The following is a 26588-nucleotide window of genomic DNA, read 5'->3' as shown; positions in this document are numbered from 1 at the left end:
CTCCAGCACGGCGAGCACGCTGGCCGGTGCGGGCCAGGGCAACTACGCGGCGGCCAACGCCTTCCTCGACGGCCTGGCCGCCCACCGGCACGCCCACGGACTGCCCGCCCTCTCGTTGCCGTGGCACCTGTGGACCGGCGCCGGGATGGCGGAGGGGCTCAGCGAGAGCGACGTCGCCCGCATCGAACGGCAGGGCATCACGCCGCTGTCGGCCGACGAGAGCCTCGCGCTGCTGGACGTCGCGCTGCTCGGCGCGGACCCGGTGCAACTGCCGATCAGGCTGGACCGGGCCGCCCTGCGCGCCCGCACCGACGAGCTGCCCGCGCCGCTCCGCGCCTTCGCCGCGCGCGCGAAAGCGCAGGTGGCCACGGCCCCGGCAGCCGGAAACGCGCTCGCCGACCGGCTGGCCGGCCGACCGGCCGCCGACCGCGACCGGATCCTGCTCGACCTCGTACGCGCGGACGTGGCGGCGGTGCTCGGCCACGCCGGGTCCGGCGAGATCGACCCGGACCGCCCGTTCACCGACCTCGGCTTCGACTCGCTGGCGGCGATGGAGTTCCGCAACCGGCTGGACGCGTCGAGCGGCCTGACGCTGCCCGCGACGCTGGTCTTCGACCACCCGACCGCCCGCGCGGTCGCCGTGCACCTCGCCGACCGCCTGGCCCCCCTGATGGGCGACCGCGTGGCCGATGGCGCAGCCCGGGCGGACGTCCCGGCCACCCGCGCCGCGGAGCCGCTCGCGGACGAGCCGATCGCGATCGTCGGCATGGCCTGCCGCTACCCCGGCGGCGTACGGTCGCCCGAGGACCTGTGGCGGCTGGTCGCCGACGGCGTCGACGCGATCGGCGAGTTCCCCGCCGACCGCGGCTGGGACGACGGCGTCTACGACCCGGAACCGGGCGTGCCCGGCAAGACCTACACCCGCCGGGGCGGGTTCCTCTACGACGCCGCCGAGTTCGACCCCGAGTTCTTCGGCATCATGCCGCGCGAGGCCCTGGCGATGGACCCGCAGCAGCGGCTGCTGCTGCAGACGGCCTGGGAGGCGTTCGAACGGGCCGGCATCGACCCGAGGTCCGCGCGCGGCAGCCGCACCGGCGTCTACGCCGGGGTGATGTACCACGAGTACGCCAGCAGGCTGCGCGAGGTCCCCGAGGAGCTGGCCGGCTACCTGGGCAACGGCAGCGCCGCCAGCGTCGCCTCCGGGCGGGTCGCGTACGCCTTCGGCCTGGAGGGCCCGGCCATCACCGTGGACACCGCGTGCTCGTCGTCGCTGGTGGCGGTGCACATGGCCCACCAGGCGCTGCAGCGCGGCGAGATCGACCTGGCGCTGGCCGGCGGTGTCACGGTCATGCCGACGCCGGAGGTGTTCGTCGACTTCAGCCGCCAGCGCGGGCTGGCCGCCGACGGCCGGTGCAAGTCGTACGCCGGCGGGGCCGACGGCACCGCGTGGGGCGAAGGCGCCGGTCTGCTGGTGCTGGAGCGGTTGTCGGACGCGCGGCGGCGTGGGCATCGGGTGCTGGGGGTGATCCGTGGTTCGGCGGTGAACCAGGACGGTGCGTCGAACGGGTTGACGGCGCCGAATGGTCCGTCGCAGCAGCGGGTGATCGGGCAGGCGCTGGCGGCGGCGGGGCTTTCCCCGGCTGATGTGGACGTGGTGGAGGGTCACGGCACCGGCACCACCCTGGGTGACCCGATCGAGGCGCAGGCGATCATCGCGACGTACGGGCAGGGCCGGGAGCGGCCGTTGTGGCTGGGGTCGGTGAAGTCGAACATCGGGCACACGCAGGCGGCGGCCGGGGTGGCCGGTGTGATCAAGATGGTGATGGCGATGCGGGCGGGGACGGCGCCGCGCACCCTGCACGTGGACCAGCCGTCGCCGCAGGTGGACTGGGACTCCGGCCAGGTGCGGCTGCTGACCGAGCCGGTGGCCTGGCCCGAGGAGGGCAGGCCGCGCCGGGCGGCGGTGTCGTCGTTCGGGCTCAGCGGCACCAACGCGCACCTCATCCTGGAGCAGGCGCCGGCCGAGGAGACGCAGACAGACGACTCCGGTCCCACCGGTTTGCCGATCGTGCCGCTGGTGGTCTCCGGCCGGACCCCGCGGGCGCTGCGCGCCCAGGCGGGCCAGCTCCTGACCCATCTGGAGCTCCAGCCGGAAGCGGACCTTCGCGACGTCGGCTACTCGCTGGCCACCGGCCGGGCCGCGCACGCCCACCGCGCGGTGGTGCTCGCCGACGGACGCGCCGCGGCGGAGCGCGGCCTCGCCGCGCTGGCCGCCGCGGACACCGCCGACCCCGGTGTGGCCGACCTCGTCACCGGAGTGACCGGCACGGGCGGGCAGACCGCGTTCCTGTTCACCGGACAGGGCAGCCAGCGCCCCGGCATGGGCCGCGAGCTGTACGAGGCGTTCCCGGTCTTCGCCGAGGCGTTCGACGCCGTGCTCGCCGAGCTCGACCGCCACCTGGACCGGCATCCCGATCACCGGCATGACCGGCCGCTGCGCGAGGTGCTGTGGGGCGAGGACGCCGACCTGGTGAACCAGACGGTGTACGCCCAGAGCGGCCTGTTCGCGCTGGAGGTGGCGCTCTACCGCCTGCTCGAATCCTGGGGGGTGCGGCCCGACTACCTCGCCGGGCACTCGATCGGCGAGCTGGCGGCGGCCCACGTCGCCGGGGTGCTGTCCCTTCCGGACGCCGCCGCGCTGGTGGCCGCCCGCGGCGCGCTGATGCAGGCGCTGCCGCCCGGCGGGGCGATGGTCGCGGTCGCGGCCACCGAGGACGAGGTGACACCACTGCTCACCGGCCGGGCCGGCATCGCGGCGGTCAACGCCCCCGACTCGGTCGTGCTGTCCGGCGACGAGGTCGAGGTGCTCGCCATCGCGGCCGAGTTCGCGGCGAAGGGACGGAAGACCACCCGGCTGCGGGTCTCGCACGCCTTCCACTCGCCGCTCATGGAGCCGATGCTGGACGGCCTGCGCGCGGTCGCCGGGTCGCTCACCTACACGGCCCCGTCGATCCCGGTCGTCTCGACGGTCACCGGCGAGGTCGTCGGCGCGGAGCTGTGCACCGCGGACTACTGGGTCGACCAGGTCCGGCGGCCGGTCCGCTTCGCCGCGGCCGTCTCGGCCCTGGCGGCGGCGGGCGTCACCCGCTTCGCCGAGCTCGGCCCGGACGGCGTGCTCACCGCCCTGGCCCAGCGGAGCGCCCCGGGCGGTGTCCTGGGCACCGCGCTGTTCACGGCCACCGGCCGGCGGGACCGGCCCGAGCCGGCCGCCGTCCTGACCGCGCTCGCCCGGCTGCACACCGGCGGCGTCCCCGTCGACTGGCGGGCGTTCTTCGCCGGAACCGGCGCGAAGCAGGTGGACCTGCCGACCTATCCCTTCGAGAACAGCCGGTTCTGGCTCGACGCGCCGCAGGTCGCCGCCGACGCGACCGGCCTCGGCCAGCGGGCCGCCGCGCACCCGCTGCTGTCGGCCGTCGTGGCCACGCCCGACGACCGGGTGGTGCTGACCGGCCGGCTGTCCACGAGCACCCAGCCGTGGCTCGCCGACCACCGCGTGCGGGGCCGGATCCTGCTGCCCGGCAGCGGCCTGGTCGAGCTCGCCCTGCGCGCCGGTCAGGAGGTGGGCTGCCGGACCGTCACCGAGCTGGTCATGGAGGCGCCGCTCGTCGTGCCCGGCCGCGGCGCCCTCGCCCTGCAGGTCACCGTGGAACCGCCGGACCCGTCCGGGGCCCGGGTGATCCACATCCACACCCGGGCCGAGGAGGGCGGCGGGTGGACGCGGCACGCGACCGGCACGCTCGCCGCGCAGGACGATCCCGCCCTCGCCGAGCCCGCCGCCGATCTCACCCAGTGGCCGCCGCCCGGCGCCACCGAGACGGCGCTCACCGGCGGCTACGACCTGCTGGCCGCCCGCGGATACGAGTACGGCCCGGCGTTCCAGGGGCTGCGCGCGGCCTGGCGCGACGGCGACGACGTCTACGCCGAGGTCGCCCTGCCCGAGGGCGCGGCGGCCGAAGCGCGGAGGTTCGGCCTGCACCCGGCGCTGCTCGACGCCACCTTCCACGCCGACCTGCTCGACGAGCAGGGCCTGCGCGAGGGCCGCACCGTCATCCCGTTCGCCTGGACCGGCACGACCCTGCACACGGGTGGCGCCGCCGCGCTGCGGGTGCACATCCGCCGCCTGCGCGGCGACGAACTGTCCACGATGACGCTGGCCGACGACAGGGGCCGTACGGTCGCCACGGTGCGGCGGCTCGCCGCCCGGGAGGTGACCGGGACGGCCGGCGGCGACCCGCGGGGCGGGTCGGTCCTGCGGCTCGAATGGCGCGACCTGCCGCTGGAGGGGGCGACGGCCGGGACCGCCCCGGTGCTGGCCGGGGCCGACCACTTCGGCCTCGCGCGGCGCGCCGGCGGCGCGCACGACGGCCTCGCTGGGCTGGTGTCGGCGATCGACGCCGGAGCGCCGGTGCCCGACCTGGTGATCCACCAGTGCCTCGCCGAGCCCGCCGAGGTTCCCGTACGGACGCGGGCGGCCGTCCACGAGGTGCTGGACGTGCTGCGCGCCTGGCTGGCCGACGAGCGCCTCGCCGCCTCCCGGCTGGTGATCGTCACCAGGCACGCCGCAGGCGACGCGGACGGGACCGAGGGGCTGGCCCACGCGCCGGTCTGGGGCCTGGTCCGCGCGGCGCAGCAGGAGAACCCGGGCCGGTTCGTGCTCGTCGACACCGACGGCACCCCGGCGTCCACGGCAGTGCTGCTGCCCGCGATCCGCTCCGGCGAGCCGGAGATCACGCTGCGGCAGGGCGTCGCCCGCGTGCCCCGGCTGGCCCCGGCGACCGCGGACCGCGAGACGCCGCCGTGGGACCCGGACGGCACCGTGCTCGTCACCGGCGGCGCGGGCGGTCTCGGCGCGCACCTCGCCCGGCACCTCGTCACCGAGCACGGCGTGCGGCACCTGCTGCTGACCAGCCGCCGCGGCCGGGACACCGAGGAGGCGCGGCGCCTGGAGCACGAGCTGACCGGCCTCGGCGCGGAGGTGACGATCGCGGCGTGCGACGTCGCCGACCGGGCCGCGCTGGCCGGCGTGCTCGCCGCGATCCCGCCGGACCGGCCGCTGCGCGCGGTGGTCCACGCGGCCGGCGTGATGGACAACGCGCTGATCGGGTCGCTGACGCCCGAGCAGGTCGAGGCGGTGCTGCGGCCCAAGGTCGACGGCGCCTGGCACCTGCACGAGCTCACCGCCGACGCCGATCTGACCGCCTTCGTGTTGTTCTCCTCGTTCGCCGGGCTGCTGATCGGCGCCGGGCAGGGCAACTACGCCGCGGCCAACCGCTTCCTCGACGCCCTCGCCGCGCACCGCGCGGCCGCCGGGCGGCCCGCGACGTCGCTGGCCTTCCCGCTCTGGTCGACGCGGACCGGGCTCGGCGGCGAGGCCGTCGACGGGGAGTCGGAGGAGCGCCGGATGGCCGCGCTCGGCATGCCCGCCCTGTCCACCGAGGACGGGCTGGCGCTGATCGACGCGGCGCTGACCCGGCCGGACGCCGTGCTGGTGCCGCTCCGGCTCGACCGGGCCGCGCTCGCCGCCGCGCCGTCCGTCCCGCCCATGCTGGCCGGTTTCGTCCCGGCGAAGGCGGCGCGGCCCGAGGCCGCCCGGCCGGCGGAGCGGACCCTCGCCGAACGGCTGGCGGACGCCGGACCGGCCGACCGGGAGCGGATCCTGCTCGACCTGGTGCGGGCGGAGGTGGCGGCCGTGCGGCACGCCGACCCGGACGCGATCGACATCGGCCGGGGCTTCACCGAGCTGGGCCTGGACTCGCTGGCCGCGATCGAGCTGCGCAACCGGCTGTCGGCGGCCACCGGGCTGCGGCTGCCGGCGACGCTGATGTTCGACTATCCGAACCCGCGGGAGCTGTCCGGCTACCTGCGGGAGGAACTGCTGCCCGGCCTGCCTGAGGAGACGACTCCGGAGGAGGGACAGGCGGAGCCGAGCCTGCCGACGATGCAGGAAATCACCGAAATGACGGTCAGCGACCTTGTGCGCGCGGCGTTGTCCGGGTCGAACTGAGCAGGAGGGGTACATGGACGTCCCGGTTGAGGAGATTGTCGCGGCGCTGCGGAAATCTCTGCTCGACAACGAGGCGTTGCGGCAGCGCAACGCGGAACTCGCGGCGGCGGCGACCGAGCCGATCGCGATCATCGGTATGGCCTGCCGGTATCCCGGCGGGGTCACCACGCCCGAGGAGCTGTTCCAGCTCGCCGTGGACGGCAGGGACGGGGTGTCCGCCTTCCCGGCCGACCGCGGCTGGGACCTGGAGGGCCTGTACGACCCCGAGCCCGGCAAACCCGGCCACAGCATCGCCCGGGAGGGCGGGTTCCTCTACGACGCGGCCGACTTCGACGCCGATTTCTTCGGCATCTCGCCGCGCGAGGCGCTGACGCTGGACCCGCAGCAGCGGCTCCTGCTGGAGGTGAGCTGGGAGGCCTTCGAACGCGCCGGTATCGACCCGGCGTCGCTGAACGGCAGCACGACCGGCGTGTTCGGCGGCGTGATGTACCACGACTACGGGTTCGGCACGAGCGGCGGCAGCGACGTCACCGGCCGGGTGGCCTTCACCCTCGGCCTGCAGGGCCCGGCGGTCACCATCGACACCGCCTGCTCCTCGTCGCTGGTCGCCATCCACCTGGCCGCGCAGGCGCTGCGTACGGGGGAGTGCTCGCTCGCGCTGGCCGGCGGCGTGACCGTGATGGCCAACCCGGACATGTTCGTCTTCTTCAACACCCAGCGCGGCCTCGCCAGGGACGGCCGGTGCAAGTCGTTCTCCGCCGACGCGGACGGCACGGGCTGCTCCGAGGGCGCCGGCGTGGTGCTGCTGGAGACCCTGTCGAACGCCCGCCGCAACGGGCATCCGGTGCTCGCCGTGCTGCGCGGGTCGGCGATCAACTCCGACGGCGCGTCCAGCGGGATGACCACCCCGAACGGGCCGTCCCAGCAGCGGGTGATCCGCCAGGCGCTGAGCAACGCGGGGCTCTCCCCGGCCGACGTGGACGTGGTCGAGGCCCACGGCACCGGCACCACCCTCGGCGACCCGATCGAGGCGCAGGCCCTGCTCGCCACCTACGGCAGGCAGCGGCCCGAGGACGGCTCGCCCCTGCTCATCGGCTCGATCAAGTCGAACCTCGGCCACACCCAGGCCGCGGCGGGCGTCGCCGGGGTCATCAAGATGGTGCAGGCGCTGCGCAACGGGGTGCTCCCGAAGATCCTCCACCTCGACGAGCCGACGCCGCACGTGGACTGGTCGGCCGGCCGGGCGGAGCCGCTGCGCGAGGTGCGGCAGTGGCCGGCCGGCGCGCGGCCGCGCTACGCGGGGGTGTCGTCGTTCGGGATGAGCGGCACCAACGCGCACGTCATCATCGGCGAGGCCCCGGAGGAGCCGCCCGCGTCCGACCGCCTGCCCCTGCCCGCCGTCCCCCTGCTCGTGTCCGCCCGCACGGAGGAGAGCCTGCGCGCGCAGGCCGGTGCGCTGCGGACGCGCCTGGTCGGCGAGTCCGCCGCCGTGTCGGCGCCGGACCTGCTCGACATCGCCGCCACCCTGGCCACCGGCCGGGCCGTCCACGAACACCGCGCCGTCGTGATCGCCGCGGACCGGGACGAGGCGGTGGCGGGGCTGTCCGCGCTCGCCGACGGCGGCACCCGCCCGAACCTGTGGCGCGGCGAGGCCGCCGCCCACCGCACCGCCTTCCTGTTCGCCGGGCAGGGGACGCAGCGGCTCGGCATGGGCCGGGAGCTGCACGGCACGTTCGGTGTCTTCGCCTCGGCGTTCGACGAGGCGGTCGCCGCGCTGGAGGGCTGGCTGGCCCGCCCGCTGCGGGAGGTCGTCTGGGGCGGCGACGCGGAGGCGCTGGCCCGGACCGGGTCCGCCCAGCCGGCGCTGTTCGCGCTGGAGGTCGCGCTCTACCGGCTGCTGGAGTCGTTCGGCGTCACGCCCGGCTACCTCGCCGGCCACTCCATCGGCGAACTGGCCGCGGCCCACGTCGCCGGTGTGCTGTCCCTGTCCGACGCGGCGCGGCTCGTGGCGGCGCGCGGAACGCTCATGCAGGCCCTGCCTCCCGGCGGCACGATGATCGCGGTCGCGGCGGCCGAGGAGGAGGTGCTGCCCCTGCTCACCGGCCGGGTCGGCGTCGCCGCGGTCAACGGCCCGCGCTCCGTCGTCGTCTCCGGCGACGCGGAGGAGGCGGAGGCGATCGCCGCCCACTTCGCCGCCCTCGGCCGCAAGACCAGCCGGCTCCGCGTGTCGCACGCGTTCCACTCACCGCTGATGGAGCCGATGCTCGACGAGTACGCGGCGGTCGCGGCCGAGATCGCGTACGGCGAGCCGCGCGTCCCGATCGTGTCCACGGTGACCGGCGAACCGGCCCCCGCCGGCACCTGGTCGGCGGACTACTGGGTGCGCCACGCGCGTGACGCGGTGCGCTTCGCCGACGCCGTCCGCTTCCTGGCCGGCGCCGGAGCCGACCGGTTCGTCGAGATCGGCCCGGACGGCGCGGTCGCCGGTCTGGCGGGGGAGATGCTCGAACCCGGCCGGGCCGAGACGGTCGCCCTGCTCGCCCGCACCGTGCCCGAGACCCGGGCACTGCTCACCGGGCTCGGCCGCCTGCACACCGGCGGCGTGCCCGTCTCCTGGCCGGCGCTGTTCGAGGGCCGCGGCGCGCGCGTGGCGGACCTGCCGACCACCGCTTTCGCCCGCCGCCGGTACTGGTCCGACGACGAGTGCGGCGCGACCGCGAACGCGACGGGCCTCGGGCAGCGGGCCGTCGACCACCCGCTGCTCACCGCGGTGGTCGCCGTGCCGGACACCGGCGGGCTGCTGCTGACCGGGCGGCTCTCCGCCCAGGCCCAGCCCTGGGTGCCCGACCACGCCATCTCCGGCACCGTGCTGTTCCCCGGGACCGGCCTGGTGGAGCTCGCCATCGCGGCGGGCGACCACGTCGGCTGCCCCACGCTGGAGGAGTTCACCCTGCACGCGCCGCTGGTGCTCGGCGACGCGCCGGTCGAGGTGCAGGTGAGCCTCGGCGCGGCCGACGACACCGGCCGCCGGCCGGTGACCGTCTACTCCAGGACCGCGGGCGGGCCGCTCGACGCCCCCTGGACCCGGCACGCGCAGGGCGCGCTCTCGGCGGAGGTCGCGCCGCCACCCGCGCCCGAGCTCGCCGAGTGGCCGCCGCCCGGCGCGGCTCCGGTGGACCTGGACCGCGCGTACGAGCGCCTCGCCGACCGCGGGTACGACTACGGCCCGGCGTTCCAGGGCCTGCGGGCCGCTTGGCGGGACGGCGACGACTGGTACGCCGAGGTGGCGCTGCCCGAGCACGTGGAACCGGGCCGGTTCGGCATCCACCCGGCGCTGCTCGACGCCGCGATGCACGCCGACCTGCTGGACGAGGACAGCGCGGGGCAGACCCTCCTGCCGTACGCCTGGACCGGGGTGTCGCTGCACGCGACGGGCGCCTCCGCGCTGCGGGTGCGGATCCGCCGCCAGGGCCGCGAGGAGGTCACCGGGGTCCTGGTGGCCGACTGGTCCGGGCGGCCGGTGCTGTCGGTGGACGCGCTGGTCTCCCGCGCCGTGGACGCCGGCGCGCTGCGCACGCCGACCGGCTCGGAGCTGCTGCGGGTGGAGTGGACCAGGCCGGACACCCCGCCGCCGGGCACGGGCGCGGTCACCGTTGTGGACGACCTCTTCCAGCTCGGCGAGAGCGTGCCCGACGTGGTGGCCTACCGCTGCTTCGGCCGCGACGAGGCCGCCGCGGACGTGCCCGCCGCCGTACGGGCGGCCTGCGGGCGCGCGCTCGGCGCCGTCCAGGCGTGGCTGGCCGACCGGCGGTACGCCGACTCCCGCCTGGTCCTGCTGACCCGGAACGGCGTCCGCGTCCACGACGAGGCGATCGACGTCGGCCAGGCGCCCGTGTGGGGCCTCGCGCGGGCCGCGGCGGCGGAGAACCACGGCCGGTTCGCCGTGGTCGACGTCGACGCGGAGGCCGGTGAGGGGATGATCGCCGCCGCCGTGGCGTCCGGCGAACCTGAGGTCGCGGTGCGGGGCGGCGAGATCCTGGTGCCCAGGCTCGCCCGCGTGCCTGCCGCCGTCCCTGTCGACGTGCCTGCTGACCTGGCCGGGGGCAGCGCGCCGTGGCCGGCCACCGGGACGGTGCTGATCACCGGCGGCACCGGCGGGCTCGGCGCCGTGATCGCCCGGCACCTGGTCACCGAGCACGGGGTGCGGAGCCTGCTGCTCGCCGGCAGGCGCGGCCCCGCCGCGCCCGGCGCGGCGGAGCTGGCCGAGGAGCTGCGCGCGCTCGGCGCGGAGGTGTCCGTGGCCGCCTGCGACGTGTCGGACCGGGCCGCCGTCGCGGCGCTGCTCGCCGAGGTCCCGCGCGAGCGCCCGCTGACCGGCGTCGTGCACGCGGCGGGCGTCGCGGAGAACGCCCTGATCAACACGATCACCCCGGCCGACGTCGACCTGTCGCTGAGGGCCAAGGCCGACGGGGCGTGGCACCTGCACGAGCTGACCGCCGGGCTGGAGCTGTCGGCGTTCGTCCTCGTCTCCTCGGCCGGCGGCCAGGTGCTCGCCGCGGGCCAGGCCGGCTACGCCGCCGCGAACGTCTTCCTCGACGCGCTGGCCGTCCACCGTACGGCGTCGGGCCTGCCCGCGACGTCCATGGCGTTCGGGCTGTGGGACGTCGACACCGGCCTGAGCACGGGGCTCGGCGAGGCCGACCGGCAGCGGATGCGGCGGCAGGGCCTGCCGCCGCTGTCCCCGTCGGACGGCCTCGCGCTGTTCGACGCCGCGCTGGACGCCGGCGCCCCGGCCCTGGTGCCGTTGCGGGTGGACCAGACCGCGCTGGACGCCCGCACCGACGAGGTGCCCGCGCTGCTGCGCGGCCTGCGCAGCCGGCGGGTCCGGCGGGTGGCCGCCGAGGCCGACGGCCGCCCGGCCGCCTCCGACCTCGCCGCGAGCCTGGCCGAACTGGCCCCGGCCGACCGCGAGCGGGTGGTGCTCGACCTGGTGCGCACCCACGCCGCGGCCGTGCTCGGGCATGACCGGAACACGGCGATCGGACCGGACCGCGGCTTCCTCGACCTCGGCTTCGACTCGCTGAGCGCGCTGGAGCTGCGCAACCGGCTCACCACGGCGACCGGGCACCGGCTGCCCCCCACGCTGATCTTCGACTACCCGACCGCCGCGGCGGTCGCCCGCCACCTGGTGGAGCTCTTCACCGCCAAGCTCCCGGCGCCGGAGGTCGATCTCGGCTCGGCCACCGCAGACGAGCTGTTCGCGATCCTCGACAACGAGCTTGAGACGCTGTAACCCATGGTCATGGGCCTTCTGGGCGCCCGCTCGCCGAGCGGGCGCCCTTTGGCGGCCGCGAGTTTTTACGTATGATTAAGACAACTGTATTAGACGGCGTAAGGATTTCGATTATGGGACACCGCGAGGACCTGCTGGAGGGCGCCAAGCGCTGCCTGCGCGAGAAGGGGTACGCCCGTACCACGACCCGTGACATCGTGGCGGTCTCCAATACGAACCTCGCCTCGATCGGGTACCACTTCGGGTCGAAGGAGAACCTGCTCAACGAGGCGCTGATCGACGCTCTCGGGGAGTGGGGCAAGGAACTGGAGGGCGCGCTCGCCGCGGCCATCGGCCAGGACGGCGGCGCACTGGAGCGGTTCGAGTCGATCTGGAGCCGCCTCGTCGAGTTGTTCGCCAACGACCGGGCCCTGTGCGCCGCGAACATCGAGGTGTTCGCGCAGATCGAGCACGTCCCGACCGTGCGCCAGGTGCTCGCCGACGGGCTGGAGCAGGGCAGGGAGGGCCTCGGCCGGCTGTTCGGCACGGTGAGCGAGGACACCGACCAGGAGACCGCCCGCGCCGTCGGGTCGTTCTACCAGGCGCTGGTCACCGGGGTCATGGTCCAGTGGCTGATCGACCCCGGCCACGCGCCGTCGGGTCACGACCTCACCGTGGCGCTGCGCCAGATCGCCGCCGGCCTGATGTGGAACGGCGGTGCCCGGGAGCCCGAGCCCGAGCACGTCTGAGCGCCCGGGCCCGCCCGAGCACATCCGGGGGCCGGCACTCTCGGCGCCGTCGCTTTCGACGGCCGGCACGATGAAGGCCCGGAAGGCATCGCCTTCCGGGCCTCTCGCCGTGCGACATGGCGCGACGTGGTCAGTCGTCCTCGTCGTCGGTGTTCTCCAGCATCTCCGCCTGCTCCGCGCTGATCACCACGTGGGAGACGTCGACGGTGGCCGGCTGGTGGCGCGAGAGCGCGTCCTTGATCGGCACCTCGAGCCGGGCGGCCTTGGCCGCGTCGAGCTCCTCGCGGCGCTCGGCGAACTCCGGCATGACCTCCCGGGCGAACAGCTCGAGCGACTCGCAGATGTGCTCGTGCTTGTTGGCGCCGATCTGCACCTGGAAGATGATCTGGTCGACGCCGACCTCCTCGTACGACCGGACCAGCTCGCGCAGCTGGTCGGGCGTGCCGATGGCCTTGCGGAGGTTGTCGATCCGGGCGAGCAGGTCGGGGTCCATCTCGGCCCGGGTCTCCGGGGGCAGGTGCCGGCTGAAGCCGAAGGCGTCGCGGTTCTCCGCGAAGTCCTTGGCGATGTCGGTGGCGCCCGGCCGGTGCGCGCCGTGCATCCAGTAGTGCAGGAACGAGTAGGCGAAGAAGTGGGCGCCGTGCACGCCGCGGTCCAGCGCCGTCTCCTCGTCCTCGTGGCACATGAACGGCATGACCAGCGCGAAGTTGGGGTTGACCGCGTAGCCGGCCGGCACGCACTCCTCGGAGGCGATCAGGTCGTAGTAGGTCTCGACGCGCTCCTTGGCCTCCTCGGGGGAGACGAACGCGAACGACAGCGCGCCCATGCCGTTGCGCGCGGCGTACTCCACCGTCTCGGGCGAGCTGCACGCGACCCACAGCGGCGGGTGGGGCTTCTGCTTGGGCTTGGGCACCACGTTGCGCGGCGGGACGTTGATCCACTGACCCTTGTGGCCGGTGAACGGCACCTCGGTGAGCATGCGGGTGATGACGTCGATCGCCTCGCGCCACTGCTCGCGCTTCTTGTCGCGCTCGACGTCGAAGGCGCCGACCTCCAGCTGGGTGCTGCCCTGGCCGCTGCCGAAGTCGACCCGGCCGCCGGAGATGAGGTCGAGAGTGGCCAGGCGCTCGGCCACGCGTACGGGGTGGTTCACGTTCGGCGGGATCGAGACGATCCCGTGCGCGAGCCGGATGTTCTTCGTCCGGGCCGCGGCGGCGGCCAGGAAGACCTCGGGGGCGGCCGAGTGGGAGTACTCCTCCATGAAGTGGTGCTCGGTCTCCCACACGTAGTCGTAGCCGAGGCGGTCCGCGAGCTCGATCTGCTCAAGGGACTCCTTGAGCACCCGCTCCTCGCTGTCCTCGGTCCACGGCTTCGGCACCTGGTGGTGGTAGAACAACCCAAAGCGCATGACTTACCACACGCCCCTCTTGAGCAGGGCACCGGCGTCGATCTTGAACTGGTTGCCGGTGACGTAGCGGGACTCGTCCGAGGCCAGGTAGACGACCGCGTGCGAGACGTCGGACGGGTCCAGGCACGGGATGGGCATGCCGTGGATCATGGCGAAGGAGGCGTTGCCCTCCTCCCGGGTCGGGTGCTCCAGGTCCGGCCGGAACAGCCGCCACACGGACTCGTTCTGGATCATGTCGGTGTCGACGTTGGTCGGGTGGATGGCGTTGACCCGCCGGCCCGAGGGCGCGAGCTGGAGCGCCAGCGTGTTCACGTACTGGATCAGCGTGGACTTGGCCAGGCTGTATCCGAGGCCGCCGGGGCCCATCGGGCCCGGGTCCCCGCGGTCGGGGATCAGGCCGACCATCGAGCCGACCACGATGACCGAGGCGGTCTCGCTCAGGTGCGGCAACGTGGCGTGAATCGTGTTGATCACGCCGACCAGGTTGATGTCGACGGTGTCGGTGAAAGCGGTGATCGGCCGGTCCGGCCCGAGCACGCTGATCCCGGCGTTGGGGATCACCACGTCCAGCCTGCCCAGCTCCGCCACACCGTCGTCGATCGCGTTCTGCAGTTCGGCGCGGTCGCGGACGTCCACCTGCCGGCTGAAGATCCGGCGGCCGGTCTGCTCGACCAGGCGGACGGTCTCCTTCAGGTCTTCGACGGTGGCCATCGGATATTGGGCGACCTCGATGTCCGTGCAGGCGTCCAGCGCGATGATGTCGGCGCCTTCCTCCGCCAGCCGGACGGCGTGGCTGCGTCCCTGCCCACGCGCCGCACCGGTGATCGCAACGACCTTGCCTTCCACGCGGCCCATACGGCCCTCCTGTGGTATGTGCGTCAAGGAATCTCCCGAACAGGATGTCCTGCCGGGGATCTCCGTCGCCTCCCGCAAGCACCCCTGTCATCGTCGCGAGGCCTCCGCGCGCCGTAGGGGTGCGCCGGTCACCGGACCCCTACTACACCCCTGACCTGTGCCTTCTGCCTTCAGATCGTCGTGACGGCGTGGTTGTCTTGCGGTGCGGAATCCGTGTTCACCTCCCATGTCACCCCGATGACGAGACGGAGCGACCACATGATCAGGATCCCCAGCGGCAACTCGGTCTATACAAGGGTCTAATACGGACGTATGATTAAATCATGACTACGAATCAACTCGCCGGACGTAAGGAATGGCTGGCGCTCGTCGCACTGGCGGTGCCCCCCCTGCTGGTCGCCATCGACATCACGGTGCTCTACTTCGCCGTCCCGTCGATCGCGGCAGACCTCAAGCCCACCAGCACGCAGCAGCTGTGGATCATTGACATCTACGGGTTCGTGCTGGCCGGCATGCTCCTGACCATGGGTAACCTCGGCGACCTGTTCGGCCGCCGGCGCACCCTGATGATCGGTTGCGCCATCTTCGGGCTCGCGTCCCTCGGCTCGGCGTTCGCCACGAGCCCCGAGATGCTGATCGTGTGCCGCGCGGTGCAGGGCCTGGGCGGAGCGGCGCTGATGCCGTCCTCGCTCGCGTTGCTGCCGGTCATCTTCACCGACGACAAGCAGCGCCGCACCGCCATCACGGTGTTCTCGCTGGCCATCTCGGCCGGCGCGGGCTTCGGCCCGGTGCTGAGCGGCGTGCTGCTGAACAACTTCTGGTGGGGCTCGATCTTCCTGATCAACGCTCCGATCATCGCGATCCTGCTGATCGCGATGCCGTTCCTCGTCCCCGCCTTCCGGCTGCCGCGCGACCAGGTCGGCCAGTTCGACTGGCTCAGCGCGCTGCTGTCGCTGGTGGCGGTGCTCAGCGTGATCTGGGGCGTCAAGGAGCTCGCGATCAACGGCGTGGAGGCGGTCCCGCTCGGCGCGGTCGTCGGCGGCCTCGTGCTCGCGGTGATCTTCGTGGTGCGGCAGCGTCACCTGACCCACCCCATGATCGACCCGAAGCTGTTCAGGACCCGCGGCTTCCTGCCGGTGCTGACGGTCAGCGCCACCGGGTTCTTCCTGGTCATCGGGTTCTCGGTGTTCACCACGCAGTTCCTGATGGAGGTCATCGGCCTCCGGCCGCTGCCGGCCGCGCTGTGGTCGATGGCGTCCCCGGTGATCTCGGGCAGCCTCGTGCCGGTCGCCATGGGCATGGTCGACAAGGTCAAGCCCGCCTACCTGATGGCGTCCGGGTTCCTGCTCGCCGCGATCGGCTTCGGCATCATGACCCAGGTGACCGCCGACAGCGGCATCTTCCTGGTCGTGAGCGGCATCGTGGGCATCGGCGTCGGCACCGCGCTGCTGTTCGCCCTGCTGACCGACATGGCGGTCGCGATCTCTCCGCCGCGGCAGGTCGGCGCGGTCTCCGCGCTCACCAAGACGCTGCAGGAGTTCGGCGGCGCGCTCGGCCTGGCGATCTTCGGCACCATCGGCGCCGCGATCTACCGGAACTACCTGGGCACCCGGATCGACGGTGTGCCGGCCGAGGCCGTGCGTGCCGCCCGGCAGACCATGGGTGGCGCGGTCGCCGTGACCCAGTCGCTGGCGCCCGACGCCGCGCGAGCGCTGCTCGCGGTCGCCCGTGAGGCGTTCGCCAAGGCGACCAGCCTCACCGCGATCCTCGGCATCGTGATCGCGCTCGTGTCGGCCGTGCTGCTCGTGACCCGGCTGAGCCACGTCACGTACACGAAGGAAGGAGAGGAGGTGCTCCCCGGGCCGGTCACTCCCGAGGTCCCCACCGCGATTTGACCGGCACGACGCGGCGGCCGGCGAGCCCCACCCGAACCCACCCTCGCCGCCGCCCGCGCACAGGGGTCCGGCTCTCACCGGCACCGCCGGAGAGCCGGACCCCTCTTCCCCTCTCGGCGTCTTCGATCCCGGCGTTCCATCTCGGCCCGCGGTGACGTCCAGTGCATCCCCACACGACACACGAGCATGTGAGGAGTTCACATGAGCAGTCGGCAATCCCCGACGCCGCATGCGGTGTCGCTGTCCGGAATTCGCAAGGTCTACGGCACGGGCGACAACAGCGTGGTCGCGCTCGAATCCGTCACGGTGAACTTCGAACGGCGCACGCTCACCGCGGTGATGGGCCCGTCGGGTTCCGGCAAGACGACCCTGCTGCACTGCGCGGCGGGGCTCGACGAGCCGACCGAGGGATCGGTGAAGCTCGACGGCCAGGAGATCACCGGCCTCAGCGAGACCGCGCTGACCCTGCTGCGGCGGGACAAGGTCGGATTCATCTTCCAGGCGTTCAACCTGATGCCCGCGCTGACCGCGGAGCAGAACGTGGTCCTGCCGCTGCGGCTGGCCGGACGCAAGATCGACAAGGCGAAGGCGAGGGACGTCCTGACCCAGGTGGGCCTGGGCGACCGGGCCGGCCACCGGCCGAGCGAGCTGTCCGGCGGGCAGCAGCAGCGGGTGGCCATCGCCAGGGCGCTCGTGGCCAGCCCCGCCGTGATCTTCGCCGACGAGCCCACAGGCTCGCTGGATTCCAAGACCGCCCGCGAGATCCTCGAACTGCTGCGTGAGTCGGTGCGCCTGTACGACCAGACCGTGGTGATGGTCACCCACGACCCCGTCGCCGCGTCCTACGCCGACCGTGTGGTGTTCCTCGTCGACGGGTCGGTGGTCACCGAGATGGCCAACCCCACGGCCGAGTCGGTCGCCGAGCAGCTCACCCGGCTGGGCGAGTGGGCGAAGCAGCGCTCGGTCGCGCGCGCGGAGGGCGGTCGCTGATGTTCCAGCTTGCCCGGAGAACCCTCCGCTACCGGTGGGGGGGATATGTCGCGACCTTCATCGGTATGTTCTTCTGCAGCATGATGCTGGTCGCCGCGGGCGGGATGATGGAGACCGGCCTGCGGCAGACCGTCCTGCCCCAGCGCCTCGCGGGGGCCGACGTGGTGGTCGCGGGAGACCCGCGCTACATACTCGCCGACAACCCCGTCGGCGCGCTCAATGAACGCGTGCAGGTCGACCGTGACCTGGTCACCAAGCTCGCCGCGGTTCCCGGCGTCAAAGCGGCCATCCCCGACGTCGCCTTCGACACCTTCGTGCTCCGCGACGGCAGGCCCGTCGACACGGAGGCCCACGGGCGCGACTGGGGATCGGCGGTGCTCAGCCCCTACTCGATCGGCTCGGGCGCCGCTCCGCAGCGTGCGGGGGAGGTCGCGCTCGACACCGACACCGCGCGCCGGATCGGGGCGTCCGCCGGAGACACGATCAAGATCGGTGCGCACGGCGCCGTCGGCGAGTTCACCGTCACGGGCATCGTCGCCCCGGCGCACCCGACGACCGAGCGCTCCATCTTCTTCACCGCCCCGGACGTCCAGCGGCTCGCGCGGGACCCCGCCCGGGTCGACACGATCTCCCTCGTCGCCCAGCCCGGCACCGACGCCGCCGCGCTCAGCGCGAAGGCCACGGCGGCCGTGGGCGGCCCTGGCATCTCGGTCCTCACCGGGGACGACCGCGGCAACGCCGAGTTCCCCTCCTCCCTCGAAGTCCACGACCTGATCCTGATCGCCGGCATCTTCGTCGCGCTTTCGCTGGTCGCCGGGCTGCTCGCGGTCGCCTCCACGCTCTCGCTGGTCGCCAGCAACCGGGAGCGGGAGATCGCGGTGCTGCGCGCGATCGGTGCCACGCCCTGGCAGACCCGCAGGATGATCCTCGCCGAGGCGCTGGTGGTGTCGCTGCTGGCGACCACGCTCTCCGTACTGCCGGGATGGTTCGTCGGCGAGTTCCTGTACCGGATGGTGGTCAGGATCGGCGTGGCCCCCGAAGAGCTGTCCTACGAGCGCGGATGGGTTCTGCCGGTCATCGCCTACGTGCTGGCCGTGGCGACCTCGCTCGGCGCCGGTCTGATCGCCGGGAAGCGGGCCCTGCGCGCCCGGCCCACCGCCGCCATGGCCGGCACCGACGCGGTGGTCAAGCGGACCGGCTGGGTCCGGCGGATCATCGGCCTGGTGCTCTTCGCCTACAGCGGCGGGCTGATCTTCGTCGCGCTGAACCTGGTCACCGGGCCCTTCATCGCGGGCCCGGCCAACTGGGCGGCCATCCTGTTCGCGCTCGGCGTGATGCTCCTCGGCCGGGACATCACCCGGGTCCTGGTCGCCGTGCTCACCCCGCCGCTGCGGCGGCTGTCGTCGGTCTCCGGCTACCTCGCCGCGCTGAACGCCAAGGCGAGGGTGCCGCAACTGGCCGCGGTCATCACCCCGATCATGCTCATGACCTCGGTCGCCACCGCCACCACGTACGTCATCACGACGGAGGCGGCGTCGATCAACATCTACACCGAGAGCCTGGCCGGCAACGTCATCATCAAGGCGCCGCCGGGCGGGTTCGGCCCGGAGGCCCTGCCCAAGATCCGCGAGGTGGCCGGGGTCGCGGCGGCGTCGGAGTTCACCGCGAGCGCCGGGTTCGTCGACGACCCGCCGGACCCGCGGGCCGGCGCGGACCTCGGCGGGTGGCAGTTCAAGGGCTTCACCGCCGACGCCGCCGAGAAGGTGGGCGCGGCCACGATGACCTCGGGCTCGCTCACGCAGCTGAAGGGCGACACCGTCGTCATCAACGACGTCTACTCGAAGGAGCTGAAGAGGGGCGTCGGTGACACGATCACGCTGCGCCTCGGCGACAACTCCAGGGTGAACGTCAAGATCGTTGGGCTGATGTCGGAGAAGGTGAGCTTCGAGTCGATCATCCTGCCGATCGACCTGCTGTCCAAGCACACCACCGCCGGTCTGCCGCTCTACATCCTCGCCGCGCCCCAGCCCGGGACGTCGGTCGCGCAGCTGTCCGCCGCGCTGAGCGGTGTCGTCGCCGCCTTCCCCGGGGCGCAGATCGTCGACAGGTACACCCTGCGCGGGTCGTTCGAGCACCATCTCGGGGCGGAGGAGCTGGTGAACTACCTCTTCCTCGCGCTGCTGATGGGCTTCATCGCGATCTCCGTGATCAACACGCTGTTCCTGGCCACCGGTCACCGCAGACGCGAGTTCGGCCTGCAGCGGCTCATCGGCGCCACCCGCAGGCAGGTGCTGCGGATGACGGCGGTGGAGGGCGCTCTCACGGCACTGATCGGCATCGGCCTCGGCGCCCTCATCGCGCCGCTCGCGTTCGTGACGTTCGCCCTCGGGCGGACGGGCAAACTCGTACCGGCCGGGTCGCCGCTGATCTTCCTGCTGATCGCCGGGGCCGCGGCGGTCCTGACCCTGGGAGGCACCCTGGTCGCGGTGCTGCGGACGCTGCGCAACCGGCCGCTCGAGGCCGCCCTGCCCACCTGACCGCCGGACGAAAGTCATTCGCGCATAATCCTGAATTCAGACAGGCCGAATTCAATGGGTACGGCATCGCGGGCGCCCCGCGACGCCGTACCCATGCTGTTTTCCGGATAAGGGGACGCACGCCGGTGTTTAGGGGCGAATCTCCGGTGGCGCCGCCGCTCCCACGCGGTTTCAATGAATGACGCGGCATACCCTCCGCCCGTCCTCCCGGCGCGGCGGGGGAGACGCCGCAACGGCGTGCGACGACGAAGGGGAGCTGAGTGAGATGTCCGAACTGAACGGAAGCGACGGCTGGGTCCGGAGGTTCCACCCGGCGCCGCGCGCCGCCGCCCGGTTGATCTGCTTCCCGCACGCGGGCGGGGCCTCGACGTACTTCTTCCCGGTGTCCAGGACGCTCTCGCCGGGCATCGAGGTGCTGGCCATCCAGTATCCCGGCCGGCAGGACCGGCGCACCGAGCCGCTGATCGACGACCTGCACGTGCTGGCCGACGTGCTGGCCCCCCTGGTGCGGCCCTGGTGCGACGGCCCGCCCGTCTACCTGTACGGCCACAGCATGGGCGCGACGCTGGCCTTCGAGGTCGGCGTACGGCTGACGCAGGCGGGAGCGGCCCCCCGCGGCCTCGTGGTGTCGGGGCGCCGGGCGCCTTCGACCTTCCGCGACGAGCGGGTGCACCTGCTGAGCGACGACGACTTCATCGCCGACCTCGACAAGCTCTCGGGCACCGACCCGCGGCTCTTCGAGGACCCGCAGGTGGTGGAGATGATCCTCCCGGCGCTGCGCAACGACTACCGGGCCGCCGAGACCTATCGCTACCGGCCGGGCCCACGGCTCGACTGCCCGGTGACGGCGCTGATCGGGGACGAGGACGCCCAGGTCACGGTCGAGGAGGCGCGCGTCTGGGCCGAGCACACCACCGGCCGGTTCGACCTCGGGGTCTACCGGGGCGGGCACTTCTTCATCAACGACCACGCCGCCGACGTCATGCGGGTGATCCGTGAGGTCGTCGCCGGCCGTACGCCTGTCCTGCCCGGCCAGGCCATCGCGCTGCGGGGGTGACCGGGCGCCTGCCTAATTGCGGAAAAACGCAAACGGGGAGCCCGCCGGGTAGTGCGGCGGGCTTGTACACCTGACACTTTCCTCCACTCGCGCGTCTCTACTCCACGGGGATTTTCGCAGGCCGGTCTATGGTCAGACGGGGCGACAAGGCGCAAGAATGACCCGGGCTATGCAATGGGGGGAAAGTTGAAATTTCAGATAAGGCGCCTTACCGCCGCGCTGTCCGTCGTCATCCTGTCGGCCACGGCCTGCGTTTCATCTCCCAGTAGTAGCGCGTCCGCTTCCTGTGCCCTGTCCGTCGGGTCCCTGTACGAACCGCAGAACCTGGACAACGCCGGGGGCGGGGGGCAGGGCGCGGCGGAGGCGCTGGGCGGCAACGTCTACGAGGCCCTCTTCCGCCTCACCGAGACGGGCGCCGTCGAGAAGTCGCTGGTCTCCGATTACACGGTCAGCCCCGACGGACTCACCTACACCTTCGTGCTGCGCCGGGGCGTCCGCTTCCACTCCGGCACGCCGATGACCTCCGACGACGTACGGCACAGCCTGCGGCGCATCCTCGCGGGGACGTCCACGTCCTCGCGCAGGAACGTCCTCGACATGATCAAGAGTGTCGACGCGCCGGACGACCACACCGTCGTGGTCCGGCTCTCCAGCAGGTCGATCTCGCTCGTCTACAACCTCAGCCAGGTGTGGATCGTCAACCACACGCTGGCCGATCCGAAGACCGCGGAGGACGGCACCGGTCCCTACCGCCTCGCGTCCTGGAAGCGCGGCGCCACGCTGACCATGGAGCGGTTCGGCGGCTACTGGGGGGCGGCGCCCAAGTGCGGGCAGGTGACCTTCCGCTACTACACCGAGGCGGCGGCGCTCAACAACGCGCTGCTGTCCGGCGCGGTCGACGTCGTCACCAGCGTGCAGAGCCCGGACGCGCTGGCGCCGTTCTCCGACACCTCGGCGTTCCGGATCACCGAGGGCACGTCCACCACCAAGCTGCTGCTCGCCTTCAACTGCCGGCGCGCGCCCTTCGACAAGCCGCTGGTCCGCAGGGCCGTCAGCGCCGCGATCGACGACGCGAAACTGCTGCGGTCCGTCTGGGGCGAGCGCGGCATGGTGATCGGCTCGATGGTGCCGCCCTCCGACCCCTGGTACGAGGACCTGAGCGGGAAGAACGCCTACGACGTCGAGGCGGCGAAGAGGATGCTCGCCGAGGCGGGCTACCCCGGCGGCTTCCCGATGACGCTCGAGACCCCGCAGTACGACCCTCATCCGACCATCGCCGAGTTCGTGAAGTCGGAACTGGCCAAGGTCGGCATCACGGTGACGATCGACATCATCAGCGCCGACGAGTGGTACTCCCGGGTCTTCCAGCACCACGACTTCGCCGCGACCCTCCAGGAACACGTCAACGACCGCGACATCCGCTACTACGGCGACCCCGGCTTCTACTGGGGGTACGACAACCCCGAGGTCTCCGACCTGATCCGGAGGTCGGAGTCCGCGAAGACCACGCGGGAGCAGACCGAGCTGCTCCGGCGGGCCAACCACGAGATCGTCGAGGACGCCGCCAGCGACTGGCTCTACCTCAACCCGCAGATCGTCGTCGCCTCCGCCCACGTGACCGGTTACGCGGCCAACGCGGTCCAGGCGCAGTTCCCCGTCTACGGGATCGACAAGCGCTGACCGATGGCCGCCTATCTCGTCCGCAGGGCGCTCCTGCTGGCACTGTCCCTCGCCGTCTCCAGCGTGGCGCTGTTCGTGCTGCTCCGGGTGCTTCCCGGCGACCCGGCCAACGCGCTGCTCGACGTGGGCGCCACCGCGCGGCAGGCCGCCGCCGCCCGGCACGAGCTCGGCACCGACCTGCCGCTGTCCCAGCAGTTCGGCGGGTGGCTGCGCGACCTGGCGCGGCTGGACCTCGGCCGGTCGCTGGTCAGCTCCCTGCCCGTGACGTCCGAGATCGCCGGGCGGCTGGGCGTCACCGTGCCCCTCACGGTGCTGGCGTTCCTGCTGGCCGCGCTGATCGCGGTGCCCACGGGATTCCTCATCGCGCTGCGCAGGGGCACCTGGTACGGCACACTGCTGGCGGGGGTGAGTCAGCTGGGCCTCGCCGTGCCGGTCTTCTGGGTGGGCATGCTGCTCGTCACCGTGTTCGCGCTGCGGCTGCGGTGGCTCCCGGCGGGCGGCTTCCCGGCCGAGGACTGGGCCGCCCCGGCCGCCGCGCTCACCTCGCTCCTGCTGCCCGTGGTCACCATCGCGCTGGTGATGGCGGCCTCGCTGACCCGCTACGTCCACTCCGCCGCGCTGGACGTGCTCGACAGCGACTACCTGCGGACCGCCAGGGCGCTCGGCGCCCCGCTCCGCGCCGCGCTCTGGCGGCACGGGTTGCGGGGCGTCGCCGCGCCCGTGGTGCCGATCCTCGCCATCGAACTGGCCTCCACGTTCCTGGGGGCGGTCGTCGTGGAGAACGTCTTCGCGCTGCCGGGGCTCGGCAGCATGCTGGTGCGGGCGTTCGCCCAGCACGACTACCCCGTCATCCAGGGCGTGCTGACGCTGAGCACGGCCACCGTGCTCACGATCGGCTTCGTGGCCGACACGGCTCAGCGCCTCATCGACCCGCGGCTGCGCCGTACCGCGGCGGGAACGTCCGCGTGAGGTCGCGGGCCCTGGTCGCGGGCTGCGTCCTGCTGGGCGGGGTGGTCGCGATCGCGCTGGTCTCGGCGCTGTGGACGCCGTACGACCCGGGCGACACGTCCGGCGGCAGGCTGGAGCCGCCAGGCCCGGAGCACTGGCTGGGCACCGACCGGCTGGGACGGGACCTGCTCACCCAGCTCATGATCGGCGCCCGGGTGGCGCTGTCGATCGGGGCGGGTGCTGTGGCCCTCGGCGGAGCGCTCGGCCTGCTGGCCGGGCTCGCGGCCGGTTTCGCCGTACGGTGGCTCGACGACGTCATGGCGGTGGCGCTGGACGTCCTGATCGCCTTCCCGACGCTGCTGCTGGCGATGCTCGTGATCGCGGCCAGGCGGGGATCGCTGCTGTCCGCCGTGACCGCCATCGGGCTGGCCATGACCGCCGTGGTGGCGAGACCGGCCAGGCAGCAGGTGAAGCGGGTGCTGGCGCAGGACTACGTGACGGCGGCCCGCACCTCCGGCACGTCCTGGCCGGGGATCGTCGCCGGGCACGTGCTGCCCAACATCTGGCCCGCGCTCGCCGTGAACCTCGCCCTCCAGCTGGGCCGGGCCGTCCTGGCGGAGGCCGGCCTGTCCTACCTGGGGCTCGGCCCGCCGCCGCCGAACGCCTCCTGGGGACACATGCTGAGGGAGGCCCAGACCACGGTGCTGGTCGCCCCCGGCGACGTCGTCGCCCCGGGACTGCTGCTCGTCCTCCTGGTGATCGGCGCCAACCTGGTGGCCGACGGCGTCCGCGAGGTCGCCGACCCGCTGCTGCGGGGGCGCTGGTGAGACTGCTCGAAGCCGAGAACCTCACGGTGCGCACGGCGGACGGCCGCGAACTGCTGCAGGACGTGTCCTTCCGCCTGGCCCGGGGGGACCGGCTCGGGCTGATCGGGGAGTCCGGCGCGGGCAAGTCCCTGACCGTGCTGGCGGTCGTCGGCCTGCTGCCGGCCGGCATGGCCGCCTCGGGCCGGGTCCTCCTGGACGGCGAGCCGATCCTCGGCGCGCCCGAGCGGGTGCTGAACACGGTCAGGGGCAGGGGGATCGCCGTCGTCTTCCAGGACCCGCTCGCCGCCCTGGACCCCCTGATGCGGGTCGGCGCGCAGGTCGCCGAGCCGCTGCGACGCCATCGGGGCCTGCGCGGGGCCGCCGCGCGGCGCGCGGTCCTGGAGGCGCTGGCGGAGGTGCGGCTGAGCGACCCGGACCGCATCGCCCGGTCCTATCCCCACGAGATCTCCGGCGGCCAGCGCCAGCGGGTGGCGATGGCCATGGCGCTGGCCTGCGAACCAGCGTTCCTGATCGCCGACGAGCCCACGGCCGCGCTGGACGGCACGGTCCAGGCGGAGATGCTCGCGCTGCTGGACCGGCTGGTGACGGCTCGCGGCATGGGGCTGCTGTTCGTCGGCCACGATCTGGCCGTGGTGGCGCGGATCAGCCACCGGATCCTGGTGCTGGAGGGGGGCAGGGCGGTGGAGGAGGGCGAGGTCGGGGACGTGCTGCGGGCGCCGTCGCACCCGCACACCCGGGACCTCGTGTCGGCTGCGCGGCGGCTGCACGGAGCGCTGGAACGGATGCTGCCGTGACGTCGCCACCGCCACCGCCACCACCGTCGCCGTCGCCGTCGATCCTCGGCGTACGCGACCTGGGCTTCGCCTACCGGCGTGGTCCCGCCGTGCTCAGCGAGGTCTCCTTCGAGGTCACCGCGGGCCGCGGGCTGGCTCTGGTGGGGGAGTCGGGAGCGGGCAAGACCACGCTGGTCCGCCTCATGCTGGGGCTGCTGCGACCTCGCACCGGGCAGGTGCTCCTCGACGGCCTGCCGTTGCGCGGACGGATGCGGGCGCTGCGGCACGCGGTGCAGCCCGTCTTCCAGGACCCGTACTCCTCGCTGGACCCACGACGGCGGGTGGACCGGATCGTCGGCGAGCCGCTGCGCTCGCTCGGCATCGCCCGCGGCGCGACGGCGACGGCCATGGTCGAGGAGGCGCTGCGCACGGTGGGACTGCCCCCGGACGCCGCCCGCCGCTATCCCCACGAGTTCTCCGGGGGGCAGCGGCAGCGGATAGCGATAGCGCGGGCGATAGCGGCCTCCCCCCGGGTGCTGCTGGCCGACGAGCCGGTCAGCGCCCTGGACACCGCCACCCGGCTCAGGCTCCTCGATCTGCTCGCCGACCTGCGGGAAAGCAGGCGGCTGACCGTGGTGCTGGTCTCCCACGACCTGGCCGTCGTGGCCGCGCTGTGCGAGGAGACCGTGGTCCTCGACCGGGGGCGGGTGGTCGAGCGCGGGAGCACCGCCGAGGTGCTCGGATCGCCGCGTCATCCCTGCACACGGCGCCTCGTGGCCGCGGTGCCACGGCTCCCCGGAGCCGCGAACCGGCCGCAAACCCGCTCTGACCTGTAAAAAGCCGATCCAATAACGGAAGGATGGCGGCCTTTCCTACCTTAAAGGCGTCGGACAGAGTTCCCAGCCTTTGTGAGAGGTAAGAGATGAAGAACACCCTGCTGTCGCGTCTCGGCCGGATCGTCGGAGCCATGGTCGTCACCTTCGCGTTCGTCGCCTTCCCGCTCAGCGGAGGCGCCGCCGCCGGTGCCGTCGTTGACGCCAAGCCGGTCTACGAGGTGCCCGCCACCAAGCTCTGCTGCGGGTTTCCGTGATCCGGGCGCCCCGTTAAAAGGGAGTGAATTCTTGTTGCCGGCTGGAAATCGAATCGTGTGATTCTCGCTGTGTCCGGTCGCGCTCGCAGTGGAGCGGGATCGGTGGGGGTAGGGGGGCTTTCCCGATCCGGGGAAGGCCGAAGCTGACGCGGTGTGCCGCTCTGGACGGATCGTCAGCCAAAAAGCACGCGCACTCTGAGAAATCAGCCCATGACGGGTGGTGCCCGGTCGAAGCAGCCGAGGGGGGCGGCCTCGCCGGGTACCACGACGACGGCGCTCGGCGTGTGGCAAGGGGGGACAAGAACGGCATGGTCTCGTGCCGCACGCCGAGGGTGCGGCGGCCCTCGGGCCGTCATATGTCTTATACATTTGTCTACAGGTTTTCATTCGGAAAGAGACTTTACGGGACACCCAGCATCACAGTGACTGAAAGTCGTTGAGAA

15 protein-coding genes are annotated in these 26588 nt (G+C 73.0%); 13 read left to right on the top strand and 2 right to left on the bottom strand.

Going from position 1 to position 26588, the window contains the following annotated elements; translation table 11 throughout:
• The 3 genes from Mam01_RS33250 to Mam01_RS33240 form a co-directional block, all read left to right on the top strand.
• Positions 1-6064: type I polyketide synthase (locus Mam01_RS33250; protein ID WP_204289127.1), on the top strand; the 6064-nt coding region annotated here is incomplete at its 5' end.
• 13 nt (positions 6065-6077) lie between these two features.
• Entirely contained in the window at positions 6078-11357 is a 5280-nt protein-coding gene (locus Mam01_RS33245; RefSeq protein WP_204289126.1) for a type I polyketide synthase, read from the top strand.
• Positions 11358-11470: 113 nt separating this feature from the next.
• Positions 11471-12085, top strand: a complete 615-nt coding sequence (locus tag Mam01_RS33240) for a TetR/AcrR family transcriptional regulator (RefSeq protein WP_204289125.1) — start codon at positions 11471-11473, stop codon at positions 12083-12085.
• Between the two features lie 130 nt (positions 12086-12215).
• Here the strand turns inward: Mam01_RS33240 and Mam01_RS33235 are convergent, their stop codons facing one another.
• On the bottom strand, positions 12216-13493 hold the full coding sequence (locus tag Mam01_RS33235) for an LLM class flavin-dependent oxidoreductase (protein WP_204289124.1): 1278 nt from the start codon (positions 13491-13493) through the stop codon (positions 12216-12218).
• A gap of 3 nt (positions 13494-13496) precedes the next feature.
• The gene (locus Mam01_RS33230; RefSeq protein ID WP_204289123.1) at positions 13497-14348 is read right to left on the bottom strand and encodes a mycofactocin-coupled SDR family oxidoreductase; all 852 of its coding nucleotides are present in this window, start codon (positions 14346-14348) and stop codon (positions 13497-13499) included.
• A 323-nt stretch (positions 14349-14671) separates the two neighbouring features.
• Between Mam01_RS33230 and Mam01_RS33225 the strand changes: the two genes are divergently transcribed.
• The 10 genes from Mam01_RS33225 (at position 14672) to Mam01_RS33180 (ending at position 26145) form a co-directional block, all read left to right on the top strand.
• Complete coding sequence (locus Mam01_RS33225) at positions 14672-16243, top strand: MFS transporter (RefSeq protein ID WP_204289122.1); 1572 nt, start codon at positions 14672-14674, stop codon at positions 16241-16243.
• Positions 16244-16444: 201 nt separating this feature from the next.
• A complete protein-coding gene (locus Mam01_RS33220) occupies positions 16445-17233 on the top strand; it encodes an ABC transporter ATP-binding protein (RefSeq protein ID WP_138462961.1) in 789 nt (262 codons plus the stop codon).
• Positions 17233-19770 carry an FtsX-like permease family protein gene (locus Mam01_RS33215; RefSeq protein WP_204289121.1) on the top strand — a complete coding sequence of 846 codons (2538 nt, stop codon included), beginning with the start codon at positions 17233-17235 and terminating at the stop codon, positions 19768-19770. The genes Mam01_RS33220 and Mam01_RS33215 overlap by 1 nt, the downstream gene beginning before the upstream one ends.
• Before the next feature lie 265 nt (positions 19771-20035).
• Positions 20036-20827 carry a thioesterase II family protein gene (locus Mam01_RS33210; protein WP_204289120.1) on the top strand — a complete coding sequence of 264 codons (792 nt, stop codon included), beginning with the start codon at positions 20036-20038 and terminating at the stop codon, positions 20825-20827.
• 186 nt (positions 20828-21013) lie between these two features.
• Positions 21014-22507, top strand: coding sequence for an ABC transporter substrate-binding protein (locus tag Mam01_RS33205; protein WP_204289119.1), 1494 nt, complete (start codon positions 21014-21016; stop codon positions 22505-22507).
• Between the two features lie 3 nt (positions 22508-22510).
• Positions 22511-23476 (top strand): ABC transporter permease, encoded by a 966-nt coding sequence (locus Mam01_RS33200; RefSeq protein ID WP_204289118.1) that lies wholly within the window; start codon positions 22511-22513, stop codon positions 23474-23476.
• Positions 23473-24282, top strand: a complete 810-nt coding sequence (locus Mam01_RS33195) for an ABC transporter permease (RefSeq protein ID WP_204289117.1) — start codon at positions 23473-23475, stop codon at positions 24280-24282. Before Mam01_RS33200 ends, Mam01_RS33195 begins: the two co-directional genes overlap by 4 nt.
• Positions 24279-25076 carry an ABC transporter ATP-binding protein gene (locus Mam01_RS33190; RefSeq protein WP_239101812.1) on the top strand — a complete coding sequence of 266 codons (798 nt, stop codon included), beginning with the start codon at positions 24279-24281 and terminating at the stop codon, positions 25074-25076. Before Mam01_RS33195 ends, Mam01_RS33190 begins: the two co-directional genes overlap by 4 nt.
• Positions 25073-25891: an ABC transporter ATP-binding protein gene (locus Mam01_RS33185; protein WP_239101811.1), complete on the top strand. Its 819-nt coding sequence runs from the start codon at positions 25073-25075 to the stop codon at positions 25889-25891. Before Mam01_RS33190 ends, Mam01_RS33185 begins: the two co-directional genes overlap by 4 nt.
• An 86-nt stretch (positions 25892-25977) precedes the next feature.
• Positions 25978-26145, top strand: coding sequence for a hypothetical protein (locus Mam01_RS33180; protein WP_204289116.1), 168 nt, complete (start codon positions 25978-25980; stop codon positions 26143-26145).
• Positions 26146-26588: the final 443 nt, after the last annotated feature.

The sequence above is a fragment of the Microbispora amethystogenes genome, from assembly GCF_016863015.1.
Classification (GTDB): domain Bacteria; phylum Actinomycetota; class Actinomycetes; order Streptosporangiales; family Streptosporangiaceae; genus Microbispora; species Microbispora amethystogenes.
Note: the sequence above shows the minus strand (reverse complement) of the source record. Positions and strands in the feature narration are given on the sequence as shown.